39 protein-coding genes are annotated in these 26104 nt (G+C 50.0%); 37 read left to right on the top strand and 2 right to left on the bottom strand.

Annotated features, from left to right (window positions below):
• Positions 1-216 precede the first annotated feature (216 nt).
• Positions 217-423 (top strand): hypothetical protein, encoded by a 207-nt coding sequence (locus tag AAHF05_RS15900; RefSeq protein ID WP_374936377.1) that lies wholly within the window; start codon positions 217-219, stop codon positions 421-423.
• Between the two features lie 29 nt (positions 424-452).
• Here the strand turns inward: AAHF05_RS15900 and AAHF05_RS15895 are convergent, their stop codons facing one another.
• Complete coding sequence (locus AAHF05_RS15895; RefSeq protein WP_062677036.1) at positions 453-1400, bottom strand: P63C domain-containing protein; 948 nt, start codon at positions 1398-1400, stop codon at positions 453-455.
• A 257-nt stretch (positions 1401-1657) separates the two neighbouring features.
• Positions 1658-2371, bottom strand: a complete 714-nt coding sequence (locus tag AAHF05_RS15890; protein WP_374936376.1) for a LexA family protein — start codon at positions 2369-2371, stop codon at positions 1658-1660.
• Positions 2372-2471: 100 nt separating this feature from the next.
• On the opposite strand from AAHF05_RS15890, the gene AAHF05_RS15885 reads away from it, so the two are divergent.
• The 36 genes from AAHF05_RS15885 (at position 2472) to AAHF05_RS15710 (ending at position 26104) form a co-directional block, all read left to right on the top strand.
• Positions 2472-2669, top strand: a complete 198-nt coding sequence (locus AAHF05_RS15885) for a Cro/CI family transcriptional regulator (protein ID WP_013098070.1) — start codon at positions 2472-2474, stop codon at positions 2667-2669.
• A 112-nt stretch (positions 2670-2781) separates the two neighbouring features.
• Positions 2782-3072 (top strand): CII family transcriptional regulator, encoded by a 291-nt coding sequence (locus AAHF05_RS15880; RefSeq protein WP_062677034.1) that lies wholly within the window; start codon positions 2782-2784, stop codon positions 3070-3072.
• Positions 3073-3106: 34 nt separating this feature from the next.
• On the top strand, positions 3107-3253 hold the full coding sequence (locus AAHF05_RS15875) for a DUF2740 family protein (RefSeq protein ID WP_374936375.1): 147 nt from the start codon (positions 3107-3109) through the stop codon (positions 3251-3253).
• A complete protein-coding gene (locus tag AAHF05_RS15870) occupies positions 3246-4142 on the top strand; it encodes a DNA replication protein (RefSeq protein ID WP_374936374.1) in 897 nt (298 codons plus the stop codon). The genes AAHF05_RS15875 and AAHF05_RS15870 overlap by 8 nt, the downstream gene beginning before the upstream one ends.
• Positions 4132-5535, top strand: a complete 1404-nt coding sequence (locus AAHF05_RS15865; protein ID WP_164989112.1) for a DnaB-like helicase C-terminal domain-containing protein — start codon at positions 4132-4134, stop codon at positions 5533-5535. Before AAHF05_RS15870 ends, AAHF05_RS15865 begins: the two co-directional genes overlap by 11 nt.
• The gene (locus AAHF05_RS15860) at positions 5535-5984 is read left to right on the top strand and encodes a transcriptional regulator (RefSeq protein WP_374936373.1); all 450 of its coding nucleotides are present in this window, start codon (positions 5535-5537) and stop codon (positions 5982-5984) included. Before AAHF05_RS15865 ends, AAHF05_RS15860 begins: the two co-directional genes overlap by 1 nt.
• Positions 5981-6253, top strand: coding sequence for a hypothetical protein (locus AAHF05_RS15855; protein WP_374936372.1), 273 nt, complete (start codon positions 5981-5983; stop codon positions 6251-6253). The genes AAHF05_RS15860 and AAHF05_RS15855 overlap by 4 nt, the downstream gene beginning before the upstream one ends.
• 246 nt (positions 6254-6499) lie before the next feature.
• A complete protein-coding gene (locus tag AAHF05_RS15850) occupies positions 6500-6799 on the top strand; it encodes a hypothetical protein (protein WP_129324746.1) in 300 nt (99 codons plus the stop codon).
• A gap of 2 nt (positions 6800-6801) precedes the next feature.
• Entirely contained in the window at positions 6802-7050 is a 249-nt protein-coding gene (locus AAHF05_RS15845; protein ID WP_129324745.1) for a DUF3850 domain-containing protein, read from the top strand.
• The gene (locus AAHF05_RS15840; protein ID WP_129324744.1) at positions 7031-7468 is read left to right on the top strand and encodes a recombination protein NinB; all 438 of its coding nucleotides are present in this window, start codon (positions 7031-7033) and stop codon (positions 7466-7468) included. Before AAHF05_RS15845 ends, AAHF05_RS15840 begins: the two co-directional genes overlap by 20 nt.
• A gap of 382 nt (positions 7469-7850) precedes the next feature.
• Positions 7851-8168: a phage protein NinX family protein gene (locus AAHF05_RS15835; RefSeq protein WP_374936371.1), complete on the top strand. Its 318-nt coding sequence runs from the start codon at positions 7851-7853 to the stop codon at positions 8166-8168.
• Positions 8161-8337: a protein NinF gene (locus tag AAHF05_RS15830; RefSeq protein ID WP_374936370.1), complete on the top strand. Its 177-nt coding sequence runs from the start codon at positions 8161-8163 to the stop codon at positions 8335-8337. The genes AAHF05_RS15835 and AAHF05_RS15830 overlap by 8 nt, the downstream gene beginning before the upstream one ends.
• Positions 8330-8950, top strand: coding sequence for a recombination protein NinG (locus AAHF05_RS15825; protein WP_374936473.1), 621 nt, complete (start codon positions 8330-8332; stop codon positions 8948-8950). Before AAHF05_RS15830 ends, AAHF05_RS15825 begins: the two co-directional genes overlap by 8 nt.
• Positions 8947-9153 carry a Lar family restriction alleviation protein gene (locus AAHF05_RS15820; protein ID WP_129324740.1) on the top strand — a complete coding sequence of 69 codons (207 nt, stop codon included), beginning with the start codon at positions 8947-8949 and terminating at the stop codon, positions 9151-9153. Before AAHF05_RS15825 ends, AAHF05_RS15820 begins: the two co-directional genes overlap by 4 nt.
• A complete protein-coding gene (locus tag AAHF05_RS15815) occupies positions 9141-9326 on the top strand; it encodes a hypothetical protein (protein WP_129324739.1) in 186 nt (61 codons plus the stop codon). Before AAHF05_RS15820 ends, AAHF05_RS15815 begins: the two co-directional genes overlap by 13 nt.
• The gene (locus AAHF05_RS15810) at positions 9323-9934 is read left to right on the top strand and encodes a hypothetical protein (protein ID WP_374936369.1); all 612 of its coding nucleotides are present in this window, start codon (positions 9323-9325) and stop codon (positions 9932-9934) included. The genes AAHF05_RS15815 and AAHF05_RS15810 overlap by 4 nt, the downstream gene beginning before the upstream one ends.
• 697 nt (positions 9935-10631) lie before the next feature.
• Positions 10632-10952, top strand: a complete 321-nt coding sequence (locus AAHF05_RS15805; RefSeq protein WP_332616962.1) for a hypothetical protein — start codon at positions 10632-10634, stop codon at positions 10950-10952.
• A 55-nt stretch (positions 10953-11007) separates the two neighbouring features.
• Entirely contained in the window at positions 11008-11460 is a 453-nt protein-coding gene (locus AAHF05_RS15800) for a lysozyme (protein WP_332617030.1), read from the top strand.
• The gene (locus AAHF05_RS15795) at positions 11457-11918 is read left to right on the top strand and encodes a lysis protein (protein ID WP_374936368.1); all 462 of its coding nucleotides are present in this window, start codon (positions 11457-11459) and stop codon (positions 11916-11918) included. The genes AAHF05_RS15800 and AAHF05_RS15795 overlap by 4 nt, the downstream gene beginning before the upstream one ends.
• 83 nt (positions 11919-12001) lie before the next feature.
• Positions 12002-12211: a hypothetical protein gene (locus AAHF05_RS15790; protein ID WP_129324735.1), complete on the top strand. Its 210-nt coding sequence runs from the start codon at positions 12002-12004 to the stop codon at positions 12209-12211.
• Positions 12212-12486: 275 nt separating this feature from the next.
• Positions 12487-12996, top strand: coding sequence for a terminase small subunit (locus AAHF05_RS15785; RefSeq protein WP_047749406.1), 510 nt, complete (start codon positions 12487-12489; stop codon positions 12994-12996).
• Between the two features lies 1 nt (position 12997).
• On the top strand, positions 12998-14656 hold the full coding sequence (gene terL, locus AAHF05_RS15780) for a phage terminase large subunit (RefSeq protein ID WP_129324733.1): 1659 nt from the start codon (positions 12998-13000) through the stop codon (positions 14654-14656).
• Complete coding sequence (locus AAHF05_RS15775; RefSeq protein WP_374936367.1) at positions 14657-16189, top strand: DUF1073 domain-containing protein; 1533 nt, start codon at positions 14657-14659, stop codon at positions 16187-16189.
• Between the two features lie 52 nt (positions 16190-16241).
• Complete coding sequence (locus AAHF05_RS15770; protein WP_129324777.1) at positions 16242-16931, top strand: phage minor head protein; 690 nt, start codon at positions 16242-16244, stop codon at positions 16929-16931.
• A gap of 12 nt (positions 16932-16943) precedes the next feature.
• Positions 16944-18134 (top strand): DUF2213 domain-containing protein, encoded by a 1191-nt coding sequence (locus AAHF05_RS15765; protein WP_374936366.1) that lies wholly within the window; start codon positions 16944-16946, stop codon positions 18132-18134.
• 1 nt (position 18135) lies between these two features.
• The gene (locus AAHF05_RS15760) at positions 18136-18618 is read left to right on the top strand and encodes a hypothetical protein (protein ID WP_044157985.1); all 483 of its coding nucleotides are present in this window, start codon (positions 18136-18138) and stop codon (positions 18616-18618) included.
• Complete coding sequence (locus AAHF05_RS15755; protein WP_374936365.1) at positions 18618-19652, top strand: DUF2184 domain-containing protein; 1035 nt, start codon at positions 18618-18620, stop codon at positions 19650-19652. Before AAHF05_RS15760 ends, AAHF05_RS15755 begins: the two co-directional genes overlap by 1 nt.
• A 3-nt stretch (positions 19653-19655) precedes the next feature.
• Positions 19656-19982, top strand: a complete 327-nt coding sequence (locus AAHF05_RS15750; RefSeq protein WP_013098045.1) for a hypothetical protein — start codon at positions 19656-19658, stop codon at positions 19980-19982.
• Between the two features lie 2 nt (positions 19983-19984).
• Complete coding sequence (locus AAHF05_RS15745) at positions 19985-20428, top strand: DUF4054 domain-containing protein (RefSeq protein WP_374936364.1); 444 nt, start codon at positions 19985-19987, stop codon at positions 20426-20428.
• 2 nt (positions 20429-20430) lie between these two features.
• Complete coding sequence (locus AAHF05_RS15740; protein ID WP_062676983.1) at positions 20431-20883, top strand: hypothetical protein; 453 nt, start codon at positions 20431-20433, stop codon at positions 20881-20883.
• The gene (locus AAHF05_RS15735; RefSeq protein ID WP_097540760.1) at positions 20880-21248 is read left to right on the top strand and encodes a hypothetical protein; all 369 of its coding nucleotides are present in this window, start codon (positions 20880-20882) and stop codon (positions 21246-21248) included. The genes AAHF05_RS15740 and AAHF05_RS15735 overlap by 4 nt, the downstream gene beginning before the upstream one ends.
• The gene (locus AAHF05_RS15730; protein ID WP_206737115.1) at positions 21245-21793 is read left to right on the top strand and encodes an LIC_12616 family protein; all 549 of its coding nucleotides are present in this window, start codon (positions 21245-21247) and stop codon (positions 21791-21793) included. Before AAHF05_RS15735 ends, AAHF05_RS15730 begins: the two co-directional genes overlap by 4 nt.
• A gap of 3 nt (positions 21794-21796) precedes the next feature.
• Entirely contained in the window at positions 21797-23275 is a 1479-nt protein-coding gene (locus AAHF05_RS15725; RefSeq protein WP_374936363.1) for a DUF3383 domain-containing protein, read from the top strand.
• Positions 23276-23716 (top strand): phage tail fiber protein, encoded by a 441-nt coding sequence (locus AAHF05_RS15720; protein WP_234015586.1) that lies wholly within the window; start codon positions 23276-23278, stop codon positions 23714-23716.
• An 8-nt stretch (positions 23717-23724) separates the two neighbouring features.
• The gene (locus AAHF05_RS15715; RefSeq protein WP_115181344.1) at positions 23725-24129 is read left to right on the top strand and encodes a hypothetical protein; all 405 of its coding nucleotides are present in this window, start codon (positions 23725-23727) and stop codon (positions 24127-24129) included.
• Positions 24130-24340: 211 nt separating this feature from the next.
• The gene (locus AAHF05_RS15710; RefSeq protein ID WP_374936362.1) at positions 24341-26104 is read left to right on the top strand and encodes a hypothetical protein; all 1764 of its coding nucleotides are present in this window, start codon (positions 24341-24343) and stop codon (positions 26102-26104) included.

Here is a 26104-nt window from a genome sequence, read left to right as displayed (position 1 = left end):
CTCGTAGATTCATCTCTGAATCGTTGTAGGTTCACCGTCCTGGTGAGTAGTGCGTCCTGCTGATGTGCTTAGTATCACCGCGAGTGGTATTGCAGTCAACACCGCGAGAGATATTTTATTACCGCAAATGGTTATGTGTATGTATTTCATGGTTATTTATTTTCATAAAAGCTTCGTGCGATACTGCTACGAGTGAAAAATGAGCGAGGGATTGGTATGAAAAGCGAAGATGAATTCTTTGCGGAGCTTCACCCGCAGGTGATTGAGATACTTGGCACGGCTGTTATGCAGGTACTGGTAGAGCAGCGCGAGCCTTCAAGAGAGGCGCTGATAGAGATGATTCAGATCCTATGGCAGGATGAGCAGGTGGATTTGGCTGTAGAGCTGGCGCTGGATGTGCTGGAGGTGTCGAGAGGGCAATAAAAACCCGGCACGGTGGCCGGGTTGAACGATTATTCTACAACGTCTATCACATCAAGATCAGATCCTTTCAGCACCGGATGAACCCTATCTAGAAGCTCAATAAAATCATCATAATTATCGCAAACTTTCATTAGAGTCACGATCCCTGCAAATCGCTTCTGAAGCATCTCGTTGCCAACGCCTTCGGAAAGAAACTGGTGCATTTTAGCCCCTTGCTTGTTTGCTTTTGCACGCTCTTCTTTCAGGATCGCCTTCAGGTCAGGAGCCATTCGGTCATAGGTTATATTATTAACCAAGTGGCCGAAATATTGTGGCTTTCTCATATTGGCTTTAAAGGGAACGCCTCTAAGTCGACATAACTCTTCAAAAAACTCTGGCGGATACACTTTTACCCAAGGGCGCATCTCTTTAGCAATGAACTGTTCAAGCAACTTAGCAAGTTCATCGCGTTCACGCTCTTTTTGATATCCTGTCGCTTCATCTACAAGGGCAACCGCTCCTACGCGTGCTAAAGCTTTGTATAGCGCTTCTGCTTTTCTTGCAGTATTAAGATGATGTCGTTGCTTTAGTGCGCCGTCTTTTTCTGCTGCTAACCAAACCTCGCATAACTCAGGAAGCAGAGTTGCGTCAAGCCCATATGCAGCACCTACACCTGACGTATTCTTAAAGACGATCGGCTCAGAAATTGCGTCTCTAAGCTCTTCAGAAATGTATGGTTGCAGTTCTGTTGCTTGTAAAACATAAGGAAGCTGACCTTTTTCTCCACCTGGAACCCATCTAGGCATTTTCGAGCCAACTGAAACACCAAACGTTTCTGCAAGGCCGTTATTCCCTTGCATCGAGACAACTCGTCTTCCATCGGGAAGAACGGCGCAGGATACACCAGTTGACATTAGTCCTGTATGAGTAGGCTTGGGAGCAGATCTAACCACGGCAGAGATTGCAGCAGCTTTTTTCGAGCGTTCTTTGTTGTCCATAGCATTTCCTTTCGGTTGGGTACGAAAAGAATGTAGCTAAAAATTGAATATGCAGCAATCTCTAGCTAATTCGCTAATTAGCAAGAAAAGTTATCTTTCTAGGTATATCATTGATATTACAAGGAAAATGTAAATTGTAATAATTAGTAAAATACAGCGTAAGCAAGAAATAATAGCTTATATGTTTCTTAGCTATGCTCCGTTATCTTTTCCAGTTAAAAGGCCGCATTTCTGCGACCTCTCTCTTATCAGAACTATCACCCAAACGTCTCGTCAGGCCACTGGCTGGCTACTACCTTGCCAACAACTCGACAGTTCTCATTACATGGAATCATAGGAAACTGGGTGTTTAACGGTTGAAGGAATGCCTGTCCGCTATCCCTGATCAGTCTTTTGAAAGTGAACTCATCACCACCCAACCGCGCAATGCAGAAATCACCTGGGTCAACCGGCTCCTCTGGATCAACAAGGATAAGCATTCCTTCAGGGAAGCTTGGGCGTGATCCGGCAGGAGCTGTCATTGAGTGACCATCTACCTCTAGCCAGAAAGCAGCATCGCTGGCTTTCTTCGTTGTACTCACCCATCCCTCAGCGTCTCGCTGAGTAAACGTTCGAAATTCAGGAGAAAACATACCAGCTTGCACATGCGAGAAGACTGGATACTCATACTCGTTTCTCTTCTGTACATCTGCGCCTATGGCTCTGTACAAGTCAGAAATCTCTTTGGCTATTGACGGACTAAATTCCTCTATTCCTACCTGAAGAATGTTTGCCAGCATGGCTGCATTGTTCGCATTAAGGGCATTTACGCCGTTTAAAATCGCCCCAACAGCTGATTGCCCGATCCCCATGGAAAAAGCAATGCCTTCTTGAGATAGGCCAAGCTCTGATTTCTTTTTCTCGTATATAGCCTTCAAACGCATAGCGTCTTCAAGCTGCTCTTTGGTTAGTGGTTTCTTTTTAGCGCTCATACGTCAAATTTATCACCGCAGGGGATAAACATCTAACACCGTGCGTGTTGACTATTTTACCTCTAGCGGTGATAATGAATCCATGTACTAAGGAGGTTGTATGGAACAGCGCATAACCCTGAAAGATTATGCCCTGCGTTTTGGTCAAACCAAGACCGCACAAGATCTTGGCGTTTACCAAAGTGCAATTAACAAGGCTATTCGCTCTGGTAGAAAGATTTTTTTAACAGTTAAACCTGACGGCAGCATTGATGCGGAAGAAGTGAAGCCATTCCCAAGCAATAAGAAAGCCGCATAAGCACCACTCCCACAACGGACATTCGTCCTACGTCGCTGAAAAGCGAACCTCAAACTTCAAATCGCATCAACCGATGCGTAACTAACTATTTAACTGAGGAAAATAATATTTTATGGAACTAGCAAATCACAGCAAAAAGGTACGCGAAGTGGAAACAGAGCTTCGTGCCCGACTCGTTTCAATGGGTCAGACAAATTTCGCAAAGATGGCGGGATGGGCTGATTCAAAGGTGAGTCGATTAAACATCCACGATATGGCGGTGACGTTCGTTCTTCTGGAGAAAGTCTGGGAGACAAGCCTGATTCGTGAAGTGGCAAGACAGGCTATTGCAGCTGTGATGCCAGAAAGCAAAAAGCGCCCGGTGGTGGCCGGACGCTCTGAGCAAATCAGCATCGAATTCTAGAGACACTGTGTTACGCCAAGTAACAGGAGTAATTATGGCAAAACCACTCAGTCCTTACCAGGACAAATTGCACAAAAACATACTACGTGATCGCTTCCTGTCCAGCTTCAAGCAGCCTGGTCGATTTCGGGCTGAGTTGGAGAAAGTGAAGCTGATGCAGAAGGAGAAAGGTCATGAGTAACGTATCCAATCTAGCCGAAGCCAGAGAGGCCAGAAGGCTCCAGCAACCGCATCAAAGCAGCGGTAAGGGGTATGCCTTGCTGCACCGTAAAATCATGGATGTTCCGTTCTACAAGGACGCTGAAGCATCACATCTGTGGGTTCACTTAATCCTGAAAGCAAAGCATGCACCTGAGCATGTTATGACTGACGCAGGGGAAATTCTGGTAGGCAGAGGGAAGCTGCTTAGCGGAAGAAACGCTCTTGCGTTTGAGACAGGACTCAATCCCGATCGTGTTCAGTACCTGCTGAGAAAGTTCAAGAAGCTCGGCATGATTGACTGGGTTTCACACGGTAAATTCTCAGTCTTCTCGGTAGAAAAATATGACGATTATCAGTCAAATTTTGTACCAGCAGATTACCAGCAAATTACCAGCGCTAAGCCAGTGATACCAATGGCTGCAAGCGACACTGTACCAGCAGATTACCAGCAAATTACCACAGATAAAGAATTTAATAATATCTCTTCTACTAACGTAGAAGAGGGAGCAGTAGCAGCACCAAAAACTGAGAAAAAGAAATCGTCTCTCAGTTGTCAGAAAGTCGTCGATGTCTACCACGAGTTAATACCTGAAGCACCAAGAGTCAGGGCGCTTAATGACAAACGCAAAAACCAGATTCAGACGTTCTGGAGAAAAGCCGGTGTCATCACGCGACAACTGGATGGGCATGGGTTCACTCTGGAAGACTGGAAGTCATACCTGAGCTATGTCGCTTCAAACTGCCGCTGGATGTTCGAGGAAAGACAAAATCCTCAGCGCGGCACTGTATGGCACAAGAAGGGATTCGACTTCCTGTTGAACGACAACACCTACCTGAAAGTACGCGAGGGAGAGCACGATGATCGATGATTACAAATTGCCACCCAACAACTACGAGGCTGAGCAAGCTGTGCTGGGTTCAATCATGCTGGACGCGCAGAGTGACAACATTCAGCGCGTTTTTTCTTTTCTGAAGCCGGATATGTTCTACAGCAGACAGCATGGGCATATCTTTAAATCACTTAGTGACCTCAACACGAAAGGTAAACCACTTGACCTTTTGACTCTCGCGGACGTGCTTGAGGCTTCTGGTGAGCTTCAGAATGTCGGCGGCTTTGCATACCTTGCTGAACTATCAAAGAATACGCCAAGCGCTGCTAACGTGATCCACTACGCCAATGCCGTGAAAGACAAAGCTACTGAGCGCATGGCTATCACTCAGGCAAACCGTATGCTGGAAATCTTATATTCCAGAAATGGTATGAGCACTGAGGATAAAATTGAGGCCGTACAAGCTCTTTCCATGCAAATTGATGAGAGGGCAAAGACTGTAAAACGTGGCGGACTGATGCCGTTCTTTGATGTTTTTAGCGAATGGCTGGATGTTGTTGATGGTCGTTTGGCTCAGGACCCAGCATCGATTGGCATCACATCTGGAATTCAGGCTCTTGATGCAATGCTTGAGCCAAAACGAATAGTCAAAGGTTCGCTATTTGTTATTGGCGCCCGCCCTAAAATGGGCAAGACAACGCTCTATACCAGCATGGCAATTCATTGCGCACTGAACGAAAACCTTCCTGCACTCGCCTTCAGCTTAGAAATGCCTCGTGTGCAGTTGGCAGAAAACATAATTAGCCAGAACTCCGGGGTTAACTCAAAAGTCTTCTACCTCAACGATTACGACGATAACAAATTCTCCCTTGCTTCAGCTAAAGGGTTTGAGATTGCGCAAAATGGAAACCTGTACATCGACGATACTCCAGGGCTTCCTTTGGCGCACATCGTTGCGGAGTCTCGCAGAATTAAGCGTGAGAGAGGTGTTGTAGGAATGATACTTGTCGACTATCTGACGCTGATGAAGGCAGAAAAGGCGGAGAGGAATGACCTTGCCTATGGAATCATCACCAAAGGACTGAAGAATCTAGCGAAAGAACTTAACTGCGTTGTTGTGTTGCTGACTCAGCTCAATCGCGACCTTGAAAAGCGACAGAATAAGCGACCTTTGCCAAGTGATTCACGCGATACCGGTCAGATTGAGCAGGACTGTGACTACTGGCTTGGCATTTATCGAGAAGGCGCATACGAAGAAAACGTTAATCAGGCTGAAACTGAATATCTGCTTAGGTTAAACCGCCATGGTGAATCTGGTGTTGTTTATGCAGAACAACGCAACGGCATTATCTACCCCGTTGACCAGGAACAAGCCAAACGACGAAATATAGAACGCGAAGAGAAACCCAAGAGCAAGAAAGGGGGCTACTAGTGAACACACGAGACAAAATACTCAACCACCTTGAAACAAACATTCCCACCTCAGCAGCACAGTTATCAAAACTCTTCGGATGTCACAAATCACACATTAACCTCTTACTTCGTGACCTCGTCACAGATGGTCTGGTTGAGGTTGACAGCGTCCGCAAAGGAGCAAATTTCTACCGCCTCACCGCTCTGCATAATCAGCGCATGGAGGCTATCCATCGCTATCTGGACGAGCACGAAACAGGAATGGCGGTGGAGATAGCGAACGCGACAGGTATTCCAAAGAACCTGGTGACGAAAACGCTGAAGGGCATGGCAGCACGCGGTGAGCTGCATCGTGACTGGTGCCACAAAAACGCATGGGTATACAGCAAGAAGCCGGTGTTTAACTTTGGCGCAGCCAACCCGTTGACTGCATTTATCAACAAGGCATTAAGAGAGGTGCGTACATGAACGAACCAAAGCCAGGAGATGTAATTCGCTGGACTCGTGATAACAACTGGCGAGGTGTAGAAGTTACCAAGCACAGGCTTGAGATATACCGATATACGCTTGGATTCTTTCAAGATGAGGATTATCGAGAAGCGGGAATTTTTACGCCGCTCTCTGACCCTGATTTATGGGTAGATTCTCCTGATTCGAAAGATAAATACATCTGCAATTTTGGCTCCTACAAAAGCAACCAGGTTCCGGCTTTCGACATTATCAAGTCGGGCGACTAACACCCCAGCACGCTGATGGAGAGGAATGATGAGTACATTGGCTCAATTGATTAATGCAGACCTGGAAGAATCAGGTGCACGACATTATCGCTACTGGAAAGCATCAAGTCTTCCGATAAGAGAGCGATACAAGCGCAGACCTAAGCCAAAGAGCAGCCCGCGAGACAGGGTGCTTAAGCGCCTAATGGGCATAAATATGTCACAGTTCACTAATTTCACCTGGTTCAAGCGGTGATGGAGAGGAATATGGACGAATCAAGAAGGCAGTTTCTGGAATGGCTCCCGTCTTTTTGGAGTAGAGAAACACTCATTGATTACGATGGTGACGAGCAGTTCGTTGAGGAATGGGTTCAGGGTGCTTGGGTTGGATATCAGGTTGGCTTGCACATATTGCAACAGCAGCCAATTGCAGCGTATCAGGACGATTACGGTAACGCGGTTAGCGCAGGAGACTTCGATGGTGGCGAGGATGAAATGCATGAGACTGCACACCAGGAAGGCTGGACGCCGCTTGTTTGCGCCGCTGGAATCAAAGTGAAGGAGTGAGCATGAGGCATGAACTGAAAATTCTTCCTGAGCATTTCATTCCCGTTCTCGACGGCGTGAAGCTGGCAGAGCTTCGCAAGAACGACAGAGATTATCAGGTCGGCGATATTCTGACGCTGTACGAATGGAATGGTGAATACACGGGCGACGCATGCGAGCGTGAAGTTATTCACGTTGCTGATGTCGGTTCATATCTACCTGGCTACGTCCTTCTGAGCATGAGAGAAATCCATGAGGAAACTAACGTTTGAACTAAGAAGCCCCATTCATCAGCAGAACGCCATTCAAGCCATACAGCAAGTTTTACCCTCCTACGATAAACCAATCATTGTGACCATCTCAGAAAGAACACGCTCGGCAATCCAGAACAAACGTTTGTGGGCCACTTTGCGCGATATCTCTTTGCAGGTCGAATGGCATGGTCGATGGCTGGATGCTGAAAGCTGGAAGTGCATCTTCACCGCAGCGTTAAAGCAGCAGGACGTTGTGCCTAACCTCGCAGGTAACGGATTCGTTGTGATAGGACAGTCAACCAGCAAGATGCGCGTAGGTGAGTTTGCAGAGCTTCTTGAGCTTATCCAGGCATTCGGCGCTGAGAAGAATGTTAAGTGGTCTGACGAAGCCAGATTAGCGTTGGAGTGGAAAGCCAGATTCGGAGATGCGGCATGAAATACCTTACAGAGCTTTTAACTGAGCTTCTCGTCATCATCGCATGGGTACTTGGTGCGGTGCTGGCTAATGGATTCTGGTCGACACTATTCAGCATATTCTTCCCGCCCTGGGGATGGTACTTAATCGCTGAATGGATGGTTCATGGATGCCCTGCAATATCATGAGGAGATAGCATGGCCAGAATGACATGGTTTCACCACAACGACCTCACAAACGAAGAAGCAACTCAGTTAATCACCGCCTACCAATCCCGCAACGTAAAAACTCAACGAACGCTAAGCGCAGACCCTCGGTTATGGGTGGTTTCCGCTTTGTTGCCAGAGTACGCCAGCGAGCCAAAGGGTAGGAGTCAGTATCAATCCAGAATGTGGAGCTAAATATGGACTATTCACAGTTAAGCGACAGGGATATTGATGCCCTGGTATTGCAGGAGATTTACGGAACTCAAGCCAAAGACAAGGACATCATGCGCGCCTGGATGCGGGGTGGATTCAAATACACAACAAACCCAGCAGATGCCTGGCCTATTATTTTGAAAAACTGCATCAGCTTAGTTTGGGATTGTGCAGAGGATGCAAGTTCTGATTGGTGGAATGCATTTGACCAATTTGATGATTGCCGCGTTCAGTATCAATCTAATCCACTCCGCGCCGCCATGATTGTCTTCCTCATGATGCAGGACACCAAACATGCTTAGCCAATCAGAAGCCCAATCCTACGAGCAGCAGAGCATACGTCGAACGCTGTGCGCAGGCTGCACGAAGGAGCTATCAGATAGCGAAACCTACTGTTGCGAAGAATGCGCCTCACTTGCAATAGCGTATCGCGACCCTAACGGATTTATGACGGAGGAAGATGATGGCTAATGGCAAAACGCCTAAGCCTAAGACCTGCCCAATCTGCTCTACCGAATACATCCCTCGAAGTTCTCTCCAGAAAGTCTGCCACAACTACAAATGCGCCATTGCGTTCAATAAGCAACGCCATGCGGAAATTGCTGCGCGTGAACAGCGCAAACGCGAACGTGAGCAAAGCGCTGACTTAAGGCAGAGAAGGGAGGCCTTAAAGACCATATCGGACTGGAACAAAGAGGCTCAGGCAGCGGTAAATAAGTTCATCTTCTGGCGTGACTATGGAAAGCCATGCATATCCTGCGAGAGGCAGCTCAATTACGGCGTAAGAGGTGGCGCAGTGGATGCTAGCCACTACCGGTCAAGAGGAGCGGCTCCGTGGCTTAGGTTTAACGTGTTCAACAACAACTCCAGCTGCGTCGTGTGCAATCGTGACCTGTCTGGAAACCCCATCCCATACCGAATAAATCTCATCAAAAAGTACGGACTGGAAATTGTCGAGCGCATCGAACACGACAATAAAACCAGAAAATTCGATATCGACTACCTGAAGCGAGTGAAATCAATATTCAAGCGCCGGGCTCGTCATTACGAAAAACTCCGTAAGAGATATAGCGAGGCAGCATGATTTATGACCTCAAACTTCCCCATTGGGCTTCATTGTTAAAATGCCCATTTTGTGGAGATGAAGCGGAACTAACAGCGGATGGAGATGGTGTATTTGCCGGATGCTCCAGTAAATCATGCCTGATAAACCCAATCACCGAAACATACCGAACCAAACGCGATGCTATTCGCGCATGGAACAGGAGGTCGAAATGTGCTCAGTAACTAACATCCAGCAAGTCAAATGGCAGCGTCAGCGCGATATACATACCGAGCAGGTGCTGATTGGCAAAGAGCATGAGCTTGAGCGCAGTCTTGAGTATGTGCGCGAGCAGCTGCGGGAAGTGCGTAATCGGCTCGGAACGAATAAGCCAGACCATGACCCGGAGGCCGCATGAGGCACACACCGATATTTGGCATGGTCAACTTCATCGACGATGCTCATTTCCGCCGCGTATGGAAGCACCCAAAGAAAACCATCAACTCACGCCAGAAAGCATGGGTTCACTACATGCTCCAGGTATGGGGAAAGGTTAATGCCGGAGATGATTCACCGGGTGGTGCAATCAACGTTATCGGCCGCCTGATGATTCGCAGCCAGTGGAGTGATGACAAGGCCAAGCAGATTGAGTCTGTCATCATGCGCCTGTACGAAGAAGATGGCCTGCGTGGAGATGCGCTCTATAAGAAGGCTCGCGAACTGGTCATCCCTCAATCATCGTTCAGCAACATCATCGCTCTCGCCAAAGAATCCGATAATGCTGCTTTCGTTGAACGCGTGATGATCAAGACGTTTCACCGTGAAAGCCCCGTCCGCGATGTAGCTATTAAGCGATATTGCAATCGCAATTGCACGCAAGATATCGCCAGACTGATGAATGCAGTAACCGGAATGGATATCCAGTCATGCAGGCGCAGGGTTGTCTGGTGCGAGAACGTGCTCGATTCAGAAATCTTTTATGCGATGAGGCGAGAAATTGAGAAGGAATTTCCAAAAGCGGCATAATATTTAGGTAAATTGTCCTAAATGCATTGCTTTCGCAAAATTGAAGGTATATATTTCATGTATGCTCGGCAGTCAAAGACGAAAGAGCGTGTTGGTGAGATAACAGAGGCGGGGCTCACCAACGATTCCGCCTAGTTGGTAAAACCACGTGATTGCGTGACTACTCCAACCATAGCAGGCTGAGAGGTCTGCAAGTGTCTAGGCAGTACTGGTTGCGATAGTGACCATAAAAGCCCTGAGTTAATAGCTCGGGGCTTTTTGCGTTCATACCGATAGCAAAACACATCATCATCGTGGCGGTGTTATCTTGCATGAGGTGGAAGAGTAGCGCTCCTTCCCCTCAGTTCCACGAAACGGATCCCATAACAGGAAAGGGCATCAAAGGAACCTGAATCCGCCTTGCTCTCAGGTCTGGCGAAGCTGGTGCCCTATCCGTTGTGGTGAATTAAGCGACCGCCGGAAGCAGTACCGGATTAACAAATGCGTACAGGCGTCATCGCCGCCCAGCAACACCACACACCAACCCAGCCAGGGTATTTACGGCCAGAGAGCCGACATTGCCTTACCCTCACATTGCCAGCCTGTCGCCGGGTTTTTTATTCAGGCCGCAGACAATCAATTCCAGATACCCCGTAGCTATCGTGTCTGACGGCCTTTTCCCAACTACCACACAGCACCCCGGACCCGGAGGTGTGGAATGCAACGTATGAACCCAACAAATGGACACGATCTGCCGTACTGGTGGTCGGCGGCCTTGGGCCTGTTCTCTTTGCTTAGCCTGCAGGATTACGTGTTTATTATCGGTGCGCTTATATCGGCGTTCTTCACGATAAAAACCTATTACGCAAAACGTAAAGAAGAGCGTGAGCGTATGGCAGAGGAAAGGAAACGCACCCAGATGCTGGAAAACTACTTATCTGACGTAGGCAAAAAACCCCACTCCGATCGCCCGGCTGCCGCCGAGGTGGTTACGGAGGCAATGCGGAGAATTTCCGGTGGCCCAGTTGAAACTGAGTAAGAAAAGCGGCGCGGCGGGCATTGTCTGCTCCGTCGGAACGATCATCGCCATTGTGATGAACGCGGGACACGTCAGAACAAACGAGCGCGGGCTGGAGTTAATCGGCAACGCCGAATCTTGCCGACGTGACCCATATGTCTGCCCGGCAGGCGTGCTGACTGACGGCATGGGGAACACGCATGGCGTGAAGCCAGGCACCGTTAAGTCTGACCAGCAGATCGCAGCCGAGTGGGAACGCAACATCCTTGATGCTGAGTCCTGTGTTAACCGCTACGGGAATGGCAGAAAGCTATCTGACGATACTTTCTCAGCAGCTGTATCGGTAACGTTTCGTGCTGGCTGCGGAAACATGCGCACCTCCACGATGTACTCTCTTCTCAGAAGTGGGAATATCACGGCGGCATGCAACCAGTTCCCTCGCTGGGTATGGGGTGGTGGCAAGGTTCTTCCGGGTCTGGTAACTCGCGCCGGGAAAGAAAAGGCGCTCTGCCTGGATGGTGTGAAATGAGCCGATTAACAGCAATCATCTGCGCTGTCGTTATCTGCCTGCTGGTTTCGATGGCCTGGGCGATTAACCACTACCGCGACAACGCCATCACCTACAAAGACCAGCGCGATAAGGCCACCAAAAATCTCCGTCTGGCTAACGACACCATCAAAGACATGCAGACCCGCCAGCGCGATGCCGCTGCGCTGGATGCCAAATACACGAAGGATTTAGCTGATGCGAAAAAGCAGCTTGATGATCTGCAGCGCTGTGTTGCTGATGGCAAGTGTGGGCTGCGTATCAAAGTCGTCTCCTCAAAAGGTAACGCCTCCACCGCCACCGGCGTGGATGATGCAGACTCCGCCAGACTTACTGACTCCGCTCAACGGGATTATTGGAGTCTCAGAGAACGAATCGAAACCAGCAACAAAATGATTCTTGGGCTCCAGGAATACATCAACACCCAGTGCTTAAAGTGAGGCAATCATGGCATTAGAAGGCAGTCAAAACCCATCCAAGTTCCGTGAGGAATGGGATAAGCAGACCCAGGGGAAATAGCGCAATGGGTACTTTTATCAAGGGCTGGAAAGTAATGCTCCTGACCAAGGAGGGGCACGATTCAGGAAAGGCACCTGAGCAGGTCGGCTGGCAGATCAGCGATGAGCCAGACATTCGCGATGGAGTGCTGATTATTAAAAATGGCCTGGACACCCACGGTGTACCCCTCAGCATCATTCACGGCTTCAGCATCGAAGCTGTAAAGGCTGAATGACATTACAGAAGCTCTTCACTGAGGGGCTTCGATAATGTCAACGTGAGGTAAGTATTATGGCAAAACCGGACTGGGGAGAGCTTCAGCAACGGTTCCTGTCCGAACATGCCGCAACCGGCGTATCACCAAAGGAATGGTGTTAAGCGTTATGGACGGAGGATGGGTAGCAGTAAGCCCAACAACCGGCATGGCAGCATTTGACATGGTCGAGATGTCGAAACTTAACGCCAAAGGTTATCTGGCTGCATACGTATTAGCAAATAACGAGAAATAACATGGCAAAGCTCACCGACAAACAAGAGCTGTTTGCCCGTGAGTTCATAAAAGACCTCAACGCCACGCAGGCGGCCATTAGGGCGGGATACAGCAAGAAGTCATCCCGCAACCAAGGCGCAAGGATGATGGCAAATGATGACATTTTGCATCGCATCGCAGAATTGAACCAAGAGCGCCTGGAGCGAGTTCAAGTTGATGCTGATTACGTTCTTCGCCAAGCAGTAAAACTTCACGAGCGCTGCATGCAGGAGGTTGAACCTCTTACTGATAGGCGTGGTGAGGAAATCAAAGATGAGCAGGGAAGAACGATTTACGGCTTCGACGCAAAGGGCGCTGCCGCTGCACTGAAGCTTGTTGGTGAGCACATAACTGTGCAGGCATTCAAGACCAACGTTAAGGCTGAACATGTCGGTAAGGATGGCAAGCCGATTGAAGTTGTTAACTACACCCCCGCTGATTACAAAGCAGCGCAGGCTCAGCTTGAGGGGAAACTAAAAGGCCTGGACTGATATGAATGAAATTATCGAATGGGATGATTTGTCATTCCCTGAGCGTGTAGTGCTTCGTTCAAAGTCCACCAAGTCGTTTCTCAACTTCACTCGGCTGTGGTTTGAACTGATTCAGGGTGATCGCCTTCTAGTTAACTGGCATCACCGGCTAATGGCGTCAAAGATTGATGACCTGATAGCCGGCCGATTAGAGCCGCGAAACCTGATTATCAACATCCCCCCTGGCGGGACGAAGACGGAGTTCTTCTCCATTCACTTTCCTGCATACGTCAATGCACTGGTGCAGGAAGGAAAGCTCAAGCGCTTTCGTAACCTGAATATCTCATTTGCTGACACGCTGGTTAAGCGTAACTCACGCCGCACCAGAGACATTATCGCCAGCAAGGAGTATCAGGAGTTATGGCCTTGCTCATTCGGTGTTAACCAGGCTGAAGAGTGGGAGATAAAAGACGATCGCGGTCGCTCAATTGGACAGACGGTTTCCCGATCAAGCAACGGACAAATTACCGGTGGTCGTGGTGGTTACTTCGGTACTGAGTTCTCCGGCATGGTTATGCTGGATGACTACAACAAGCCAGTCGACATGCTCAGTGAGTCGCGCAGGAACAGCGCTAACACGCTTCTGGTTAATACCATTCGCTCTCGTCGTGGTGATAAGTCCAAAGAGCACCCAACGCCGTTTGTGAGCATTCAGCAGCGCCTTCACACCGATGACGCAACAGGCTTCATGTTATCTGGCGGGATGGGCGTTAAATTCCACCATGTAGCTATCCCCGCGCTGATTGACGAGAAGTATATTCAGTCTCTTGCTGAGCCATGGCGCTCTCTGTGCTGGGAGAAAGTGAAAGACACCGACTCAGTGGAAGTGTCAGGCACTCGATACTGGTCATACTGGCCGCAGATGGAAGACGTGAACGACCTCCTGCAGCTCTGGGAGAAAGACCGTTACACATTCCTCTCTCAGTACCAGCAGAACCCAATGGCGCTTACTGGCGGCATCATTGATACAGACTGGTTCCAGACCTACACCACACTTCCTAAGCTCACTCATCGCGCCGTGTACGTTGATACAAACAGCGGCAAGGTAGAGGACTGGCTCGACTACACTGTCTTCACGCTTGTTGGCATGGGTGTCGATGGCAATCTCTACATTATCGATGTGGTGCGAGGTCGCTGGGACCCTGAAGATCTCCTGAAGAAAGCGGAAGAGGTTTGGGAGAAATGGCGCATGCAAGGTTCGCTAAGAATCATGCCAATGCGTCACATGGCTATCGAAGAGAAACAGGCCGGACAAGGTCTGATAACCACCCTCAAGAAGCGAAACAGTATTCCGGTTAAAGAGATTCCACGCGGTGCAGGCCAGAACAAACTGGTTCGCTGCCTTAACGTCATTCCACAGATTAAAACTGGCAAGGTTTATGTTCCTGCCACTCATGATGAGAACGGAGCTATCAGGCCTCACGTTTACTACGAAGACGGAACGGTAGCCGGTACAACCTCATGGGTTATCACCGCAATGACTGAATGCGCCGCGTTCTCTGCTGACGACAGTCACGACAATGACGACATCCTTGATACCTGGATGGACGCTATTGACGACAATCTTATTTCTGGTCGCCAGCCAATGGTTATCGACCCGAGCCAACTCAGGAGAATTTAAGTGTGGCCGTTTAAAAAGAAACAAGTCGCCGCGCCTGAGCCGGTGAAAGAACAAAAGCCGGAGATGAAAATCCGGGCTGAGGCGGTAGCAGAAATTCAGGCCAAGCCACCTCGCGAGATTGAGCAGTACAAGCCACCAAAAGGCGTTATCCCTGAGAGCATAGAGAAAGGCATACTGGCGATGGATTCAACGCCATACGCCTCTCTGAACGAAGCTTATATGGGATATACCTATGGCTACCCTGATAGCTTTCCAGGCTATCCATATCTGGCTACGCTTGCTCAAAAGCCTGAGTATCGCAAGATGGTCGGAACCATCGCAGAAGAGATGACCCGCAAGTGGGTCAAGCTCAAGACAGTCGGCGATGACGATAAAGCAGAGCGCGTTAAGCAACTCTACGCTGCTATGGAAAGGTTCAAAGTTAAGGACAGATTCCGCGAAGCAGCAGAGCATGACGGCTACTTTGGTGGCGGACAGATTTATATCGATGTTCAGTCCGCCAGGGGGGTGTCTGCATGGACTGACCCTGTCGAGTTGGGGTCAAAGCTTTTCCTGTCTGACAAGAAGATTAAAAAAGGCAGCCTCAAGGGATTCACCGTTATCGAGCCAGTATGGACTTACCCGGGCGTCTACAACACAGACAACCCGATGAGCCCTGACTTCTACAAACCAACAGAATGGTTTGTGATGGCTAAGACGGTCAATGCCAGCCGTATGCTGGACTTCGTATCTCGCGAGGTGCCTGACCTTCTTAAGGCTGCGTACAACTTCCGTGGGCTGAGCCTGACGCAGATTGCCGAGCCATACGTCAATAACTGGCTGAGAACGCGAGACAGTGTTAGCGACCTGATTCACTCGTTTACCATTCCTGTGCTCTCGACCAATATGGCGACAGTGTTACAAGGTGGCGGTGCAGAATCGCTAATCAATCGCCTTCAGATGTTCAATCAGTGCCGGGACAATCGCGGTGCTTTTGCTGTAGATAACACACCCGCACAAGAGGAAAAGGCTGAGTTCATCAGCGCACCTCTTGGTGGTCTTGATGCCCTACAGGCGCAAGCACAGGAGCAAATGGCAGCAGTGTCCAGCATTCCTCTGGTCAAGCTGTTAGGCATTTCACCTGCTGGGCTTAACGCTTCATCCGATGGCGAGATTCGAGTCTTCTACGACTATATTCACGCCCTGCAGCAATCCATCTTCAAAGACAACCTGAAGCGCGTTCTGGACATTATCCAGCTTTCAGAGTTTGGCGACATCGACCCGGATATCTACTTCGAGTTTGAGCCTCTCTACGAGATGACCGAGAAAGAGAAAGCAGAAATCCGCAAGATTGATGCTGACACCGACGCGGTTAACGTTGCAACAGGTGCTCTGACGGGTAATGAGATTCGGCAGAAGATCGCAAATGACCCTGACAGCCCTTACCACTCACTGGACCTAAGCGATGACATCGAAATCGAAGACGACTACGAAGACGATGACCAGCGGGAAGAAGAAATCGACGCAGCAAACGCTGAGAGCAATTCATCCTAATGCCGGTGTTGAGGCGTGGTATCGCAGACAGTTAGACAATCACATCAGAGAGATGCAGAAGTCCGTTGTGTATTGGCTGATCGCTAATTACAAAGCAAGCGGTGCAGCGGTGGCAATGGACGCATCTCCGGCCGTGTTTATGCGTGATGCCATGAAGAAGCTCGCCAAGCGATGGACAAAGGCATTCGACAACGTATCTCAGAGGCTGGCTGAAAGGTTTGCCGGTGATGCGATGAAGAATACTGATGTATCTCTATATAACGCCCTTGAAACTGCAGGATTCACGGTTGAGTTCAAAATGACCGCGCCGATGAATAACGCACTGCAGGCAACCATTGCAGAGAACGTTGGACTGATACGCTCAATTCCGGAGAAGTATTTCACTGAGGTTGAGGGGCTGGTTATGCGCTCGGTTGCACGTGGTCGTGACCTTTCTTACCTCACTGACGAGCTTCAGAAGCGTTATGGCATCACCCGGAGGCGGTCGGCATTAATTGCACGCGATCAGAACAACAAAGCAACCTCAGTAATGCAGGCGGCACGGCAGCAATCACTCGGTATCACTCAGGGCGTCTGGAAGCATTCTCATGCTGGCAAAGAGCCACGACCATCACATGTTAAAGCTGATGGAAAGGTGTTTGAGCTAAGCAAAGGAATGTATCTGGACGGCAAATGGGTGATGCCTGGCGAGGAAATAAACTGTCGCTGCACCTGGTCACCAGTCATACCCGGTCTTAGCTAGACGGAACAAACAATGAAAACAACTGAACGGTTGGCATTTGACCGCGCATCAGTGCGCTCGTTTGATGGCAACGGCAGGCTTCAGGTTAAGTTAAGCAATATCAGCAAGGCGAATGTCTGCCCCTACTTCGGGAGAGAGATTCCAGGCGCTGAAAAGCTCGGGTTAGAGCCAGATAAGATTTACCAGTTATGGCGACACCCTGACGAACTGAAGAAAGCCGCTGCAACATTCAACAACATCCCCCTTTTATCAATCCATACACCTGACTTCCCCGGCGACCCACCGCGCGAGTATCGCGTTGGCGTAACGCATTCAAATGCAGACTTTGACGGAACGTATCTGACAAACGGTTTATCAGTTTGGGATGACTCCGCAATAGCCGGTATTGAAACGGAAGAGCAGGAAGAATTGTCTTCGTCGTACCAATACGTCGCTGACATGACCCCCGGAGTTACACCGAATGGAGAGCCGTATGACGGCATCATGCGGGACATCATCGGGAACCACGTAGCGCTGGTTGAAAAAGGCCGCGCAGGAAGCGACGTATTGGTCGCAGATTCACTACCCCCGGAGTTAAAGCAAATGGCACGAGCTAAAAATATTCTCGACGCTCTGAAACCATTCCTCGCAGCTGACGCTGACCTGAAAGAAGTCGAAGAAAAGGTCAAAGATAAGCTCGATGAGGAAGACGAAAAGCGTGAAGAAGATGACCTGAAGAAAAAGGCAGAGCGCGAGAAAGAAGAGGCTGAAAAGCTGAAAAAAGAAACCGCTGACGACGAAGATGACGAAGACAGCGATGGCAAAAAGAAAAAGACCGCCGATGACGAAGGCGATGAAGACGATGACAAGAAAGACGACAAAGTCTCCAAAACGGCAATGGATAGTGCGATCCGTTTAGCAGCAGACAGCGCAACCAAACGTGCGGCTGAGAACTTCCGCAAAGTGCGTGAAGCTGAACAGGCGGTTCGCCCTCTGATTGGCGACGTTGTGGCGATGGACTCCGCTGATGATGTCTACCGCACTGCACTTGAGCAGGCTGGCGTGGATATCGAAGGTGTTCATCCTTCGGCCTTCCCTAAGATGGTCAAAATGGCTATCGAGCAGCAGAACAACAAACGCCCTGTCATTGCGCAGGATTCCGCATCTAACAGCGAATTTGAGAAAGCTTTCCCGACCGCTGGCAAACTGAAACGAGGTTTCTAACATGGCAGGTTTTCAGAGTGTAATTAACCAATACCCAGCACCGGGTGTTGAAGGTGGCTTTGCGAGCACCAACCCTCACGCCACTTTCCTGGCTGGCGAAGCAGCATTGGTAGCTGGCACTAGCGGTCTGACCGTTGGGCGCTTTGCGTGGGCGGTTGATGGTGTTGCATCCAATACTGGTACCGGCGCACCTTCTGGGTTCGTTCATCGCGACGGTCAGGCTTCAATCACTGTATGGCTTGGCGAAGCTTCAATGCTCATTCAGCCAGGCCGTGAAGTAACACTGATGACTGCTGGCGACTTCTGGGCACGCACCGCCACCGCAGCAACACGCGGACAGAAAATCTTTGCTGTGCTTGCTGACGGCACCATTAAAACCGGTGCAGCAGGAGCAACCATTTCCGGCGCAGTCGAAACGCCTTTCTATGCTGGTAGCGCTTGTGATGCAGGCGAACTGGTCAAAATCAGCACCTGGAGCAAGTAATGAACGAATTTCAGAAACACTATTCCGCTGCTAGCGGCAAATACGGCATCATTATGCCGGGCGCGAAAGACTACCTGAAGCCTGACTTTGCAGAAAACTATCAGATGGCTATGGATGCCCAGCCAACCATGGTTACCGCGAACAACGCAGGTATCCCTGCCTACTTCACCAACTACGTTGACCCTGAACTGATCCGAGTTCTGGTCACGCCAATGAAAGCAGCTGAAATCATTGGTGAAGTGAAGAAAGGCGACTGGACTACCCTTACCGCGCAGTTCCCAATCGTTGAAAGCACCGGTGAGACCAGCTCATATGGCGACTTCAATAACAACGGCATGACTGCGGCTAACGTTAACTGGGTTCCTCGCCAGTCTTACCATTACCAGACTCATACCCGTTGGGGCGAGCGTGAGCTGGATATGTACGGCGCGGCACGTATCGGTTACGCGGCAGAGCTTAACGTAGCATCTGCTCTGGTGCTGAATAAGTTCCAGAACAAGTCCTACTTCTTCGGTATCGACGGACTGATGAACTATGGCCTGCTGAATGACCCTTCTTTGACGGCATCAATCACGCCAAATGCAACCGGCACTGGCGGCGCTGTAACTTGGTCAACCAAAGATGGTCAGGCGGTGTATGACGACATCGTCAAACTGTACGGCCAACTGGTTTCTCAAACCAAGGGTCTGATTGAGCGTACTGACCCCATGACTCTTGCCATGTCTCCTTCTGCAGAAGTGAACCTGACCAATACCAACATGTACAACGTCAACGTGTCTGACCTGCTGAAGAAAAACTTCCCTAACCTGCGTGTTGAAACTGCAGTTGAGTATTCAACTGATGCGGGTGAGCTCGTACAGCTGATTGCAGATCGCCTTGGTGAGAAAGACACTGCCTATGCGGCCTTCACCGAGAAGATGCGTGCGCACGCAGTTGTGGTTGAAGAATCCAGCTGGAAGCAGAAGAAATCAGGCGGCACATGGGGTGCAATCATTCGTCAACCGCTGGGCATCGCCAGCATGATCGGGGTTTAATTCATGGCAGAGACTATCGTAGTAGGTTGCAAACTTCCTAATGGCCTGATTGTTGAGCAAGATGGCTACACGGTAACGCTGAATGGCTCCAATTCTGCCAATGTCATTGGCGGTTATGGTCTGACCGATGGCGTAGACAAGGATGCGTTCGAGAAGTGGCTTTCAGTTCATAAAGAGCAACCTTACGTCGTGAATGAACTCGTTTTTGCTCAGGCAAAAGCCAACAGCGCACAGGCAAAAGCCTCCGAGAATGCCAAGGTCAAATCTGGCCTTGAAGGGCTGCCTCAGGATAAGCCAATGCCTGGCATTGAAAAATCGGACGGTAAGTAATCATGGCGATCGTTGTTTTCGACATTAACGCATTCCGTGAGCGTTACCCCGAGTTTGACACGGTAAGTGACACGCTGCTGAATGCGTTTTTCGTTGAGGCAACGGTCTACCTTGATAACACTGGTTGCAGTCCTGTTACCGATGTGAATGTGCGTGCGGTGTATCTGAATATGCTCGTGGCGCACATTGCAGCCCTGAATTCAGGTGTGGGTGGTCAGAAGCCATCCGGACTTGTCGGCAGGGTTGCGAGTGCATCTGAAGGGTCTGTGTCAGTGTCTACCGGTGAGGTTCCTGTAAGCCTATCGTCATGGTGGTATCTGCAGACACCTTACGGCGCTGCTTACTGGCAGGCTACCGCTCCTTACAGAACGTTTAAATACGTTCCTGGCGCATCACCTTCATTCTATCCCGGACATTATTACCGCAGGCCAGTTACCCGGAGGTGAGCATGACCACGTTTAGTGGTGGCGCAGCTTTAGAGGCGAAACTTGCTGAACTTGCGGAAAAGCTTGGCGACGGTAAAACGCTAAGGGTCGGATTTCTTGAAGGGGCAACATACCCTGACGGACAATCTGTCCCAATGGTTGCCGCAGCCAACGAATATGGCGACCCGGCAATGAACAGGCCACCACGCCCATTCTTCCGGAACATGATCGCCGAAAAGTCACCTGAATGGCCGCAGGATATTGCGAAGATAGCCGAGGCTACCGGTTACGACGCAGAAACGATGCTGGGGCTGATGGGTGAGCATATTAAAGGGCAACTGCAAGGCTCAATCAGAGATTTGATGGAGCCTGCTCTATCTCCAGTTACGATCGCCAAAAAGGGCTTCTCTAAGCCACTTATTGAAACATCCCACATGCTAAACAGCGTCGATTACGACATTAAGGATGGCGTATGAACCTGAGAGGCATAGCCAATAGCGCCACGAGAGCAATAAACCCCAACGTAAATGGCGTGTTCCGGATTAATACCGGTTTCACTACTTTACCTGGCGGAAAGCGAGAGCAGACGTACAGCAACGTTGATGTTGAAGTGCAGATGCAGGAGCTATCGTCAACAGACTTACGACAGGTAGATGCCATCAACATTCAGGGCATCCTGAAAAGTGCGTATCTGAATGGGAACTTCAACGGTGTAAACCGACCAGATCAAAAGGGTGGCGATATTCTCGTTGTGAACGGTCAGCAGTGGTTGGTGGTGAAAGTTCCTGAGTTATGGCCTGACTGGTGCCGAGTGATTGTTAACCTGCAGAGGTCACCATGACAGCCACAGTAGACATCACCGAGCTTGACCTGCGCATCGCGCTGCAGGCGTTTCTGATGGATATCACCGGACTCACCATCGACAACGTTTTGGTAGGTCAGCAAAACCTCACGCCAATGCCGCTTAATGACTTCATCATCATGACGCCATTAAAGCAGATAGGACTGTCTACCAACCGCGTCAAATACGACGACAACGGCGTGTATGGCGAAGGCAAACAGCTCAATCAGCGCAGCACGCAATGGCCTTGTCAGATTGACTGTTACGGTGAGAGCGCGGCTGATAACGCTGCAATCATCGGTACGTTAATCCGCTCAGACTTTGCCTGTGAATGGTTCAGACAAAATGGCAACGCCATCACCCCTCTTTACTGCTCAGACCCTCATCAGACAACGATGATAAACGGCGAGCAACAATACGAAGGCCGCTGGACGATGGAATTCATCGGGCAATTCAACCCGTCTGTTACCACACGCCAGGACTTCATGGACAGCATTACAGTCGGCGTTATTGCCGCAGATTTAAAATACCCTCCGGAGAGTTAATAAATGGCAATCCCATTAAGAAAGGACGTCCAGATTAACCCTGGCGTTTTGCCTGCTGGCGGTTCAGCGCTTGACTTGAATGGCCTCATCCTTACCGACAGCGCTTATGCTCCGGTGGGGAGTGTTATCACATTCACGAATAAAGAAGACGTAGCGGCCTATTTCGGTAGTGCATCACCAGAATTCAGCATGGCTGAAGTGTATTTTCAGGGCTACGACAATTCAACCAAGACACCGGGCGCATTGCTGTTTGCACGGTTTAACCCCGAAGCAGCCGCAGCATGGTTACGCTCAGGCTCAATGGCGGCAGTAACGTTAGACCAGCTAAAACTGCTGAGCGGTGTATTGACCTTAACCGTTGACGGTACTGCGCACACCTCAGCCAGTATCGACCTGAGCACGGCAACAAGCTTTGCCATGGCTGCTGACCTGATTGAGACGGGCATCGGCTCAAGTGTTACTGTTGAGTACGACACCACCCAGAAGCGCTTCATCATCACCAGCGCTACTGATGGCGCAGCGAGCACCATTACTTACGCAACCGGCACTCTTTCTGCTGGCCTGAAACTGACAGCCGCAACTGGCGCTCAGTTGTCACAGGGCGCAGATGCAGCAGTGGTCACCACGGCGATGCAGTCAGTGCTTGATAGCTCTCAGAACTGGGCAATCTTCACGACTTCCTTCACGCCTACCGAGCAGGAAGCGCTGGACTTCTCAGCCTGGGTAAATGGTCAGAATTACCGGTTCGTCTACGTGCCATTCACGCTGGAAGAATCCGCGCTGGTATCTGGCTCAACCGACACGCTGGCGTACAAAATCATTGTCGTACACGACTATTCCAACGTAATCCCTGTTTACGGAAATCAGTCGCATGCAGCTAGCGTGATTGGTTATGCCGCATCTCTTGACTTTGACCGCCAGGAAGGACGCGTTCCATTCAAGTTCCGCTCACTCGGCGGCTTGCTGCCGGAAGTGACCACATCAGCAAATTACGACGCGCTGATTGCCAACGGTTACAACTTCTACGGCGCGTACACTGCGAATAACTACGACACCCGTTACTGGGCCGATGGCACCATTACTGGTGACTTCAAGTGGTTTGACTCATTCTGCTTCCAGATTTGGCTGAATGCCAACCTGATGCAGGACGCTATCGAGCTGTTCCAGTCCAACCGCAGCATTCCATACAACGCACGCGGAAAGGCAATCATCGAGGCGTCCTTCTCCGATACCCTGAATCAGGGCATCACCTTTGGCGGTATCCGCACTGGCGTAACACTGTCCAGCTCTCAGATTTCCGAGATTCAGAACGCAGTAGGCGCTGACATCTCTCCATCGCTGATTGCTAAGGGTTACTACCTGTATATTGCAGACGCCACCCCTACGCAGCGTCAGGAGCGCACAAGCCCTAGCATGACCCTGTGGTACTGCGACGGCGGTTGCGTGCAGAAAATCACTCTCGCAAGCATTGAGGTGCAATAAATGTCCAACACTATTACAAGCGCTGATTCAATCTTTGCCCTCACTGTTACTAACCTGTTCCCCAGCGCTCAAACGCTTGAGGGATACGCAGCGGACGCGATGTTTGCTCTGGGTGATACAGAAATGGCGGTTTCCGTCCGTGGTGCTGACGGCAAGCTCTCTGGCGGTTTCGTTTTCGGTGAATATCTGCAGACGATCACAATCATGCCAGACAGCCCATCTCGTGAACTGTTCGAGACCTGGCAACTGACGTCACTGACATCGAAGGCAGTATTCCGCTGCAACGCAACAATCATTCTCCCGGCGATTAGTCGCAAGTTCACGCTGACCAACGGCATTCTGCAACGCGTAAAAGCCATCCCTGATGCGCAGCGCGTACTGCAGGCAATGACCTTCCAAATCAATTGGGAATCAGTCGTGGGCGAAGCGTACAACGCATAAGGACTAACATGGCACGCAAAGAGATTTTCTACACCGTCGAAGATAAAGGCCGAGACCATGGGAAGGTTTTCTACATTCGCGAAATGTCAGCTACTCAGGCTGAGTGGTGGGCAATTCGTGCCGGACTGGCAATGGCTAAAAACGGCGTTAATCTTCCGGATAACTTTTCAGATATGGGTATGGCAGGCATGGCGAAAGTCGGCCTCGAAATGGTGGCTAAAATCCCTCCAGAGGATGCACGGCCTCTCCTGGACGAGCTGATGAAGTGCGTTCAGGCAGTACCAAACCCAGCAGATCAAAACATCAAGCGACCACTGATTGATGATGACACTGAAGAAGTTATGACTCGACTGAAACTTCGCGGTGAAGTCTTTAAGCTGCACGTCGATTTTTTGACCGCCGCCGCCAGTTAGACATCCCTCCGGTAATGGGTCAGCAAATCGCTGGCCTGACCGACTATGCCAACGTACCTAAAACAATAGCGACGGTTCTGTCGTCGGGCAAATGCTCGCTGACGGAACTGAGCACAACGCTTGGCGTAGAGGATATGTGGTGGTGGCTTGAGATAATCACAGTCGACAATTACAACCAAATGGTCATCAACAGGGCTCAGGAGAATGGCTGATGCCAACTATTATTGACTCACTGGTAGTCACTCTTGGTCTTGACTCTTCCGGATTCAAGAAAGGCCAGACAGAAGTAAAAAAAGGCCTGGACGATACCAGAAAGAATGCTGACCAGACAGCTAAAGACATGGAGGCCGCGGGTAAAAGAGCGGCCTCATTTTTTGGCTCAATCCGAACAGAATTACTTGCGCTAGTAGGCGTTACTTTATCGGCGCAGGGCATTAAGACCTTCATCACCAACATGACATCTGATTTGATGCGGTTGGGGATTGAATCACGTGCTCTGGATATCTCAGCTAAGTCTCTTGATGGGTGGGAGAGGGCAGCGGCGGCAGCCGGTTCAACTGCAGAACGCATGGCAGGTACGCTGGGCAACTTCCAGAAGACGCTGACAAACATTCGTACCGGTGGCGGCCAGGATGACCCGCTTTTCGGTGCTCTGGCGTCATTCGCCGGTGCAACAGGCGCCAACTTCGACTACCAGAACGACAACGCCGAAAAAATCATGCGCAAGATTGCCAGCAACTGGGGCAAGTTGAGCAAAGACGCTCAGCGCAGATTTGGTGGGATGTTTGGCTTTGATAATGCCACTCAGCAGGGTCTTGCTAATGGTTCTCTGGTTCAGGATGCAGATCGCTTTGCGAAGATATCCCGCGCAACCGATGAAGCAACCAGAAAGGCGCTGGAGTTTAACCGCCGCCTGCAGGAGATGAAGCAGAACTTTGCTGCAGCGTCCCAAGTGCTGTACGAAGCTCTGATTCCATACATCGAGAAGCTCATTCCGCTGATTGAGAAGTTCGGGATATGGATTAGCACCCACGGTCCAGAAATCAGCAAATTCTTCTCCGATACGGCGGACGAAATCAGCAAGGTTGTTGATGCAGTAGGCGGCCTGGAGAACGCGTTAGAGATTCTGCTGGCCTTTGTAGTTGGCAAGTGGGCGCTTGGAATGGTTGGCGCGATAGCTCGTGTTGGTGGCTCTCTCGGTGGGCTTGCGGCAAACCTAGTTGGCATTGTTGCTAAAAACCCCTGGCTACTGATGCTTGTTCCTGCAAACAACACCCCAAACACAACGGAAGAGCTTTCTTCTATTGGTGGTGTTGGTAGCAATATTCCGAAAACGGATATGGAAAAGCTGCAGGCGGGCTGGAGCTACGACGAAAGTATGGGGGGATGGATTGCACCAAAATCAGCTCCTCGCGGAATTCGTAACAACAACCCTGGCAACCTTAATTTCGCTAACCAAGCCGGAGCAACCAAAGAGGGTGGAGAAGGTGGGAGGTTTGCTGTATTTGAGAGCATGCAGCACGGCATTGCAGCACTCTATAAACAGCTCCAGATTTATTTCAAGAAAGGAATCAACACTCTCTCTTCTATTGTCAAAACCTACGCTCCTGCATCAGACAACAACAACGTTGATTCATATATCTCTGCGCTCACCAAAGCGACAGGAAAAGGCGCTAACGAGGTTCTGGATTCAGGAGACACAGCGACAATTGCAAGGTTGATGAAGGGCATTATCGACCATGAGAACGGTAAGGGCTACATCAGCTCATCTGACATCATGGGCGGAATTCAGCTAGGCGCAGGCTCATCTGCATCTCGCAACATGCCAGCAGCTGCCGGAAGCCAGACCAACATCAACATCGGTAAAATCGACATGCAGACATCGGCAGGCAATGCCAATGCGCTTGGCGCTGATATCCAGAGAAACCTTCAGAGAAACCGCCTGGTGAATCCAGCGATGTCAGGGCAGGGATAA

This window comes from Enterobacter adelaidei, from assembly GCF_041937165.1.
Lineage (GTDB): Bacteria > Pseudomonadota > Gammaproteobacteria > Enterobacterales > Enterobacteriaceae > Enterobacter > Enterobacter adelaidei.
This window is presented reverse-complemented; position numbering and strand designations above follow the sequence as displayed.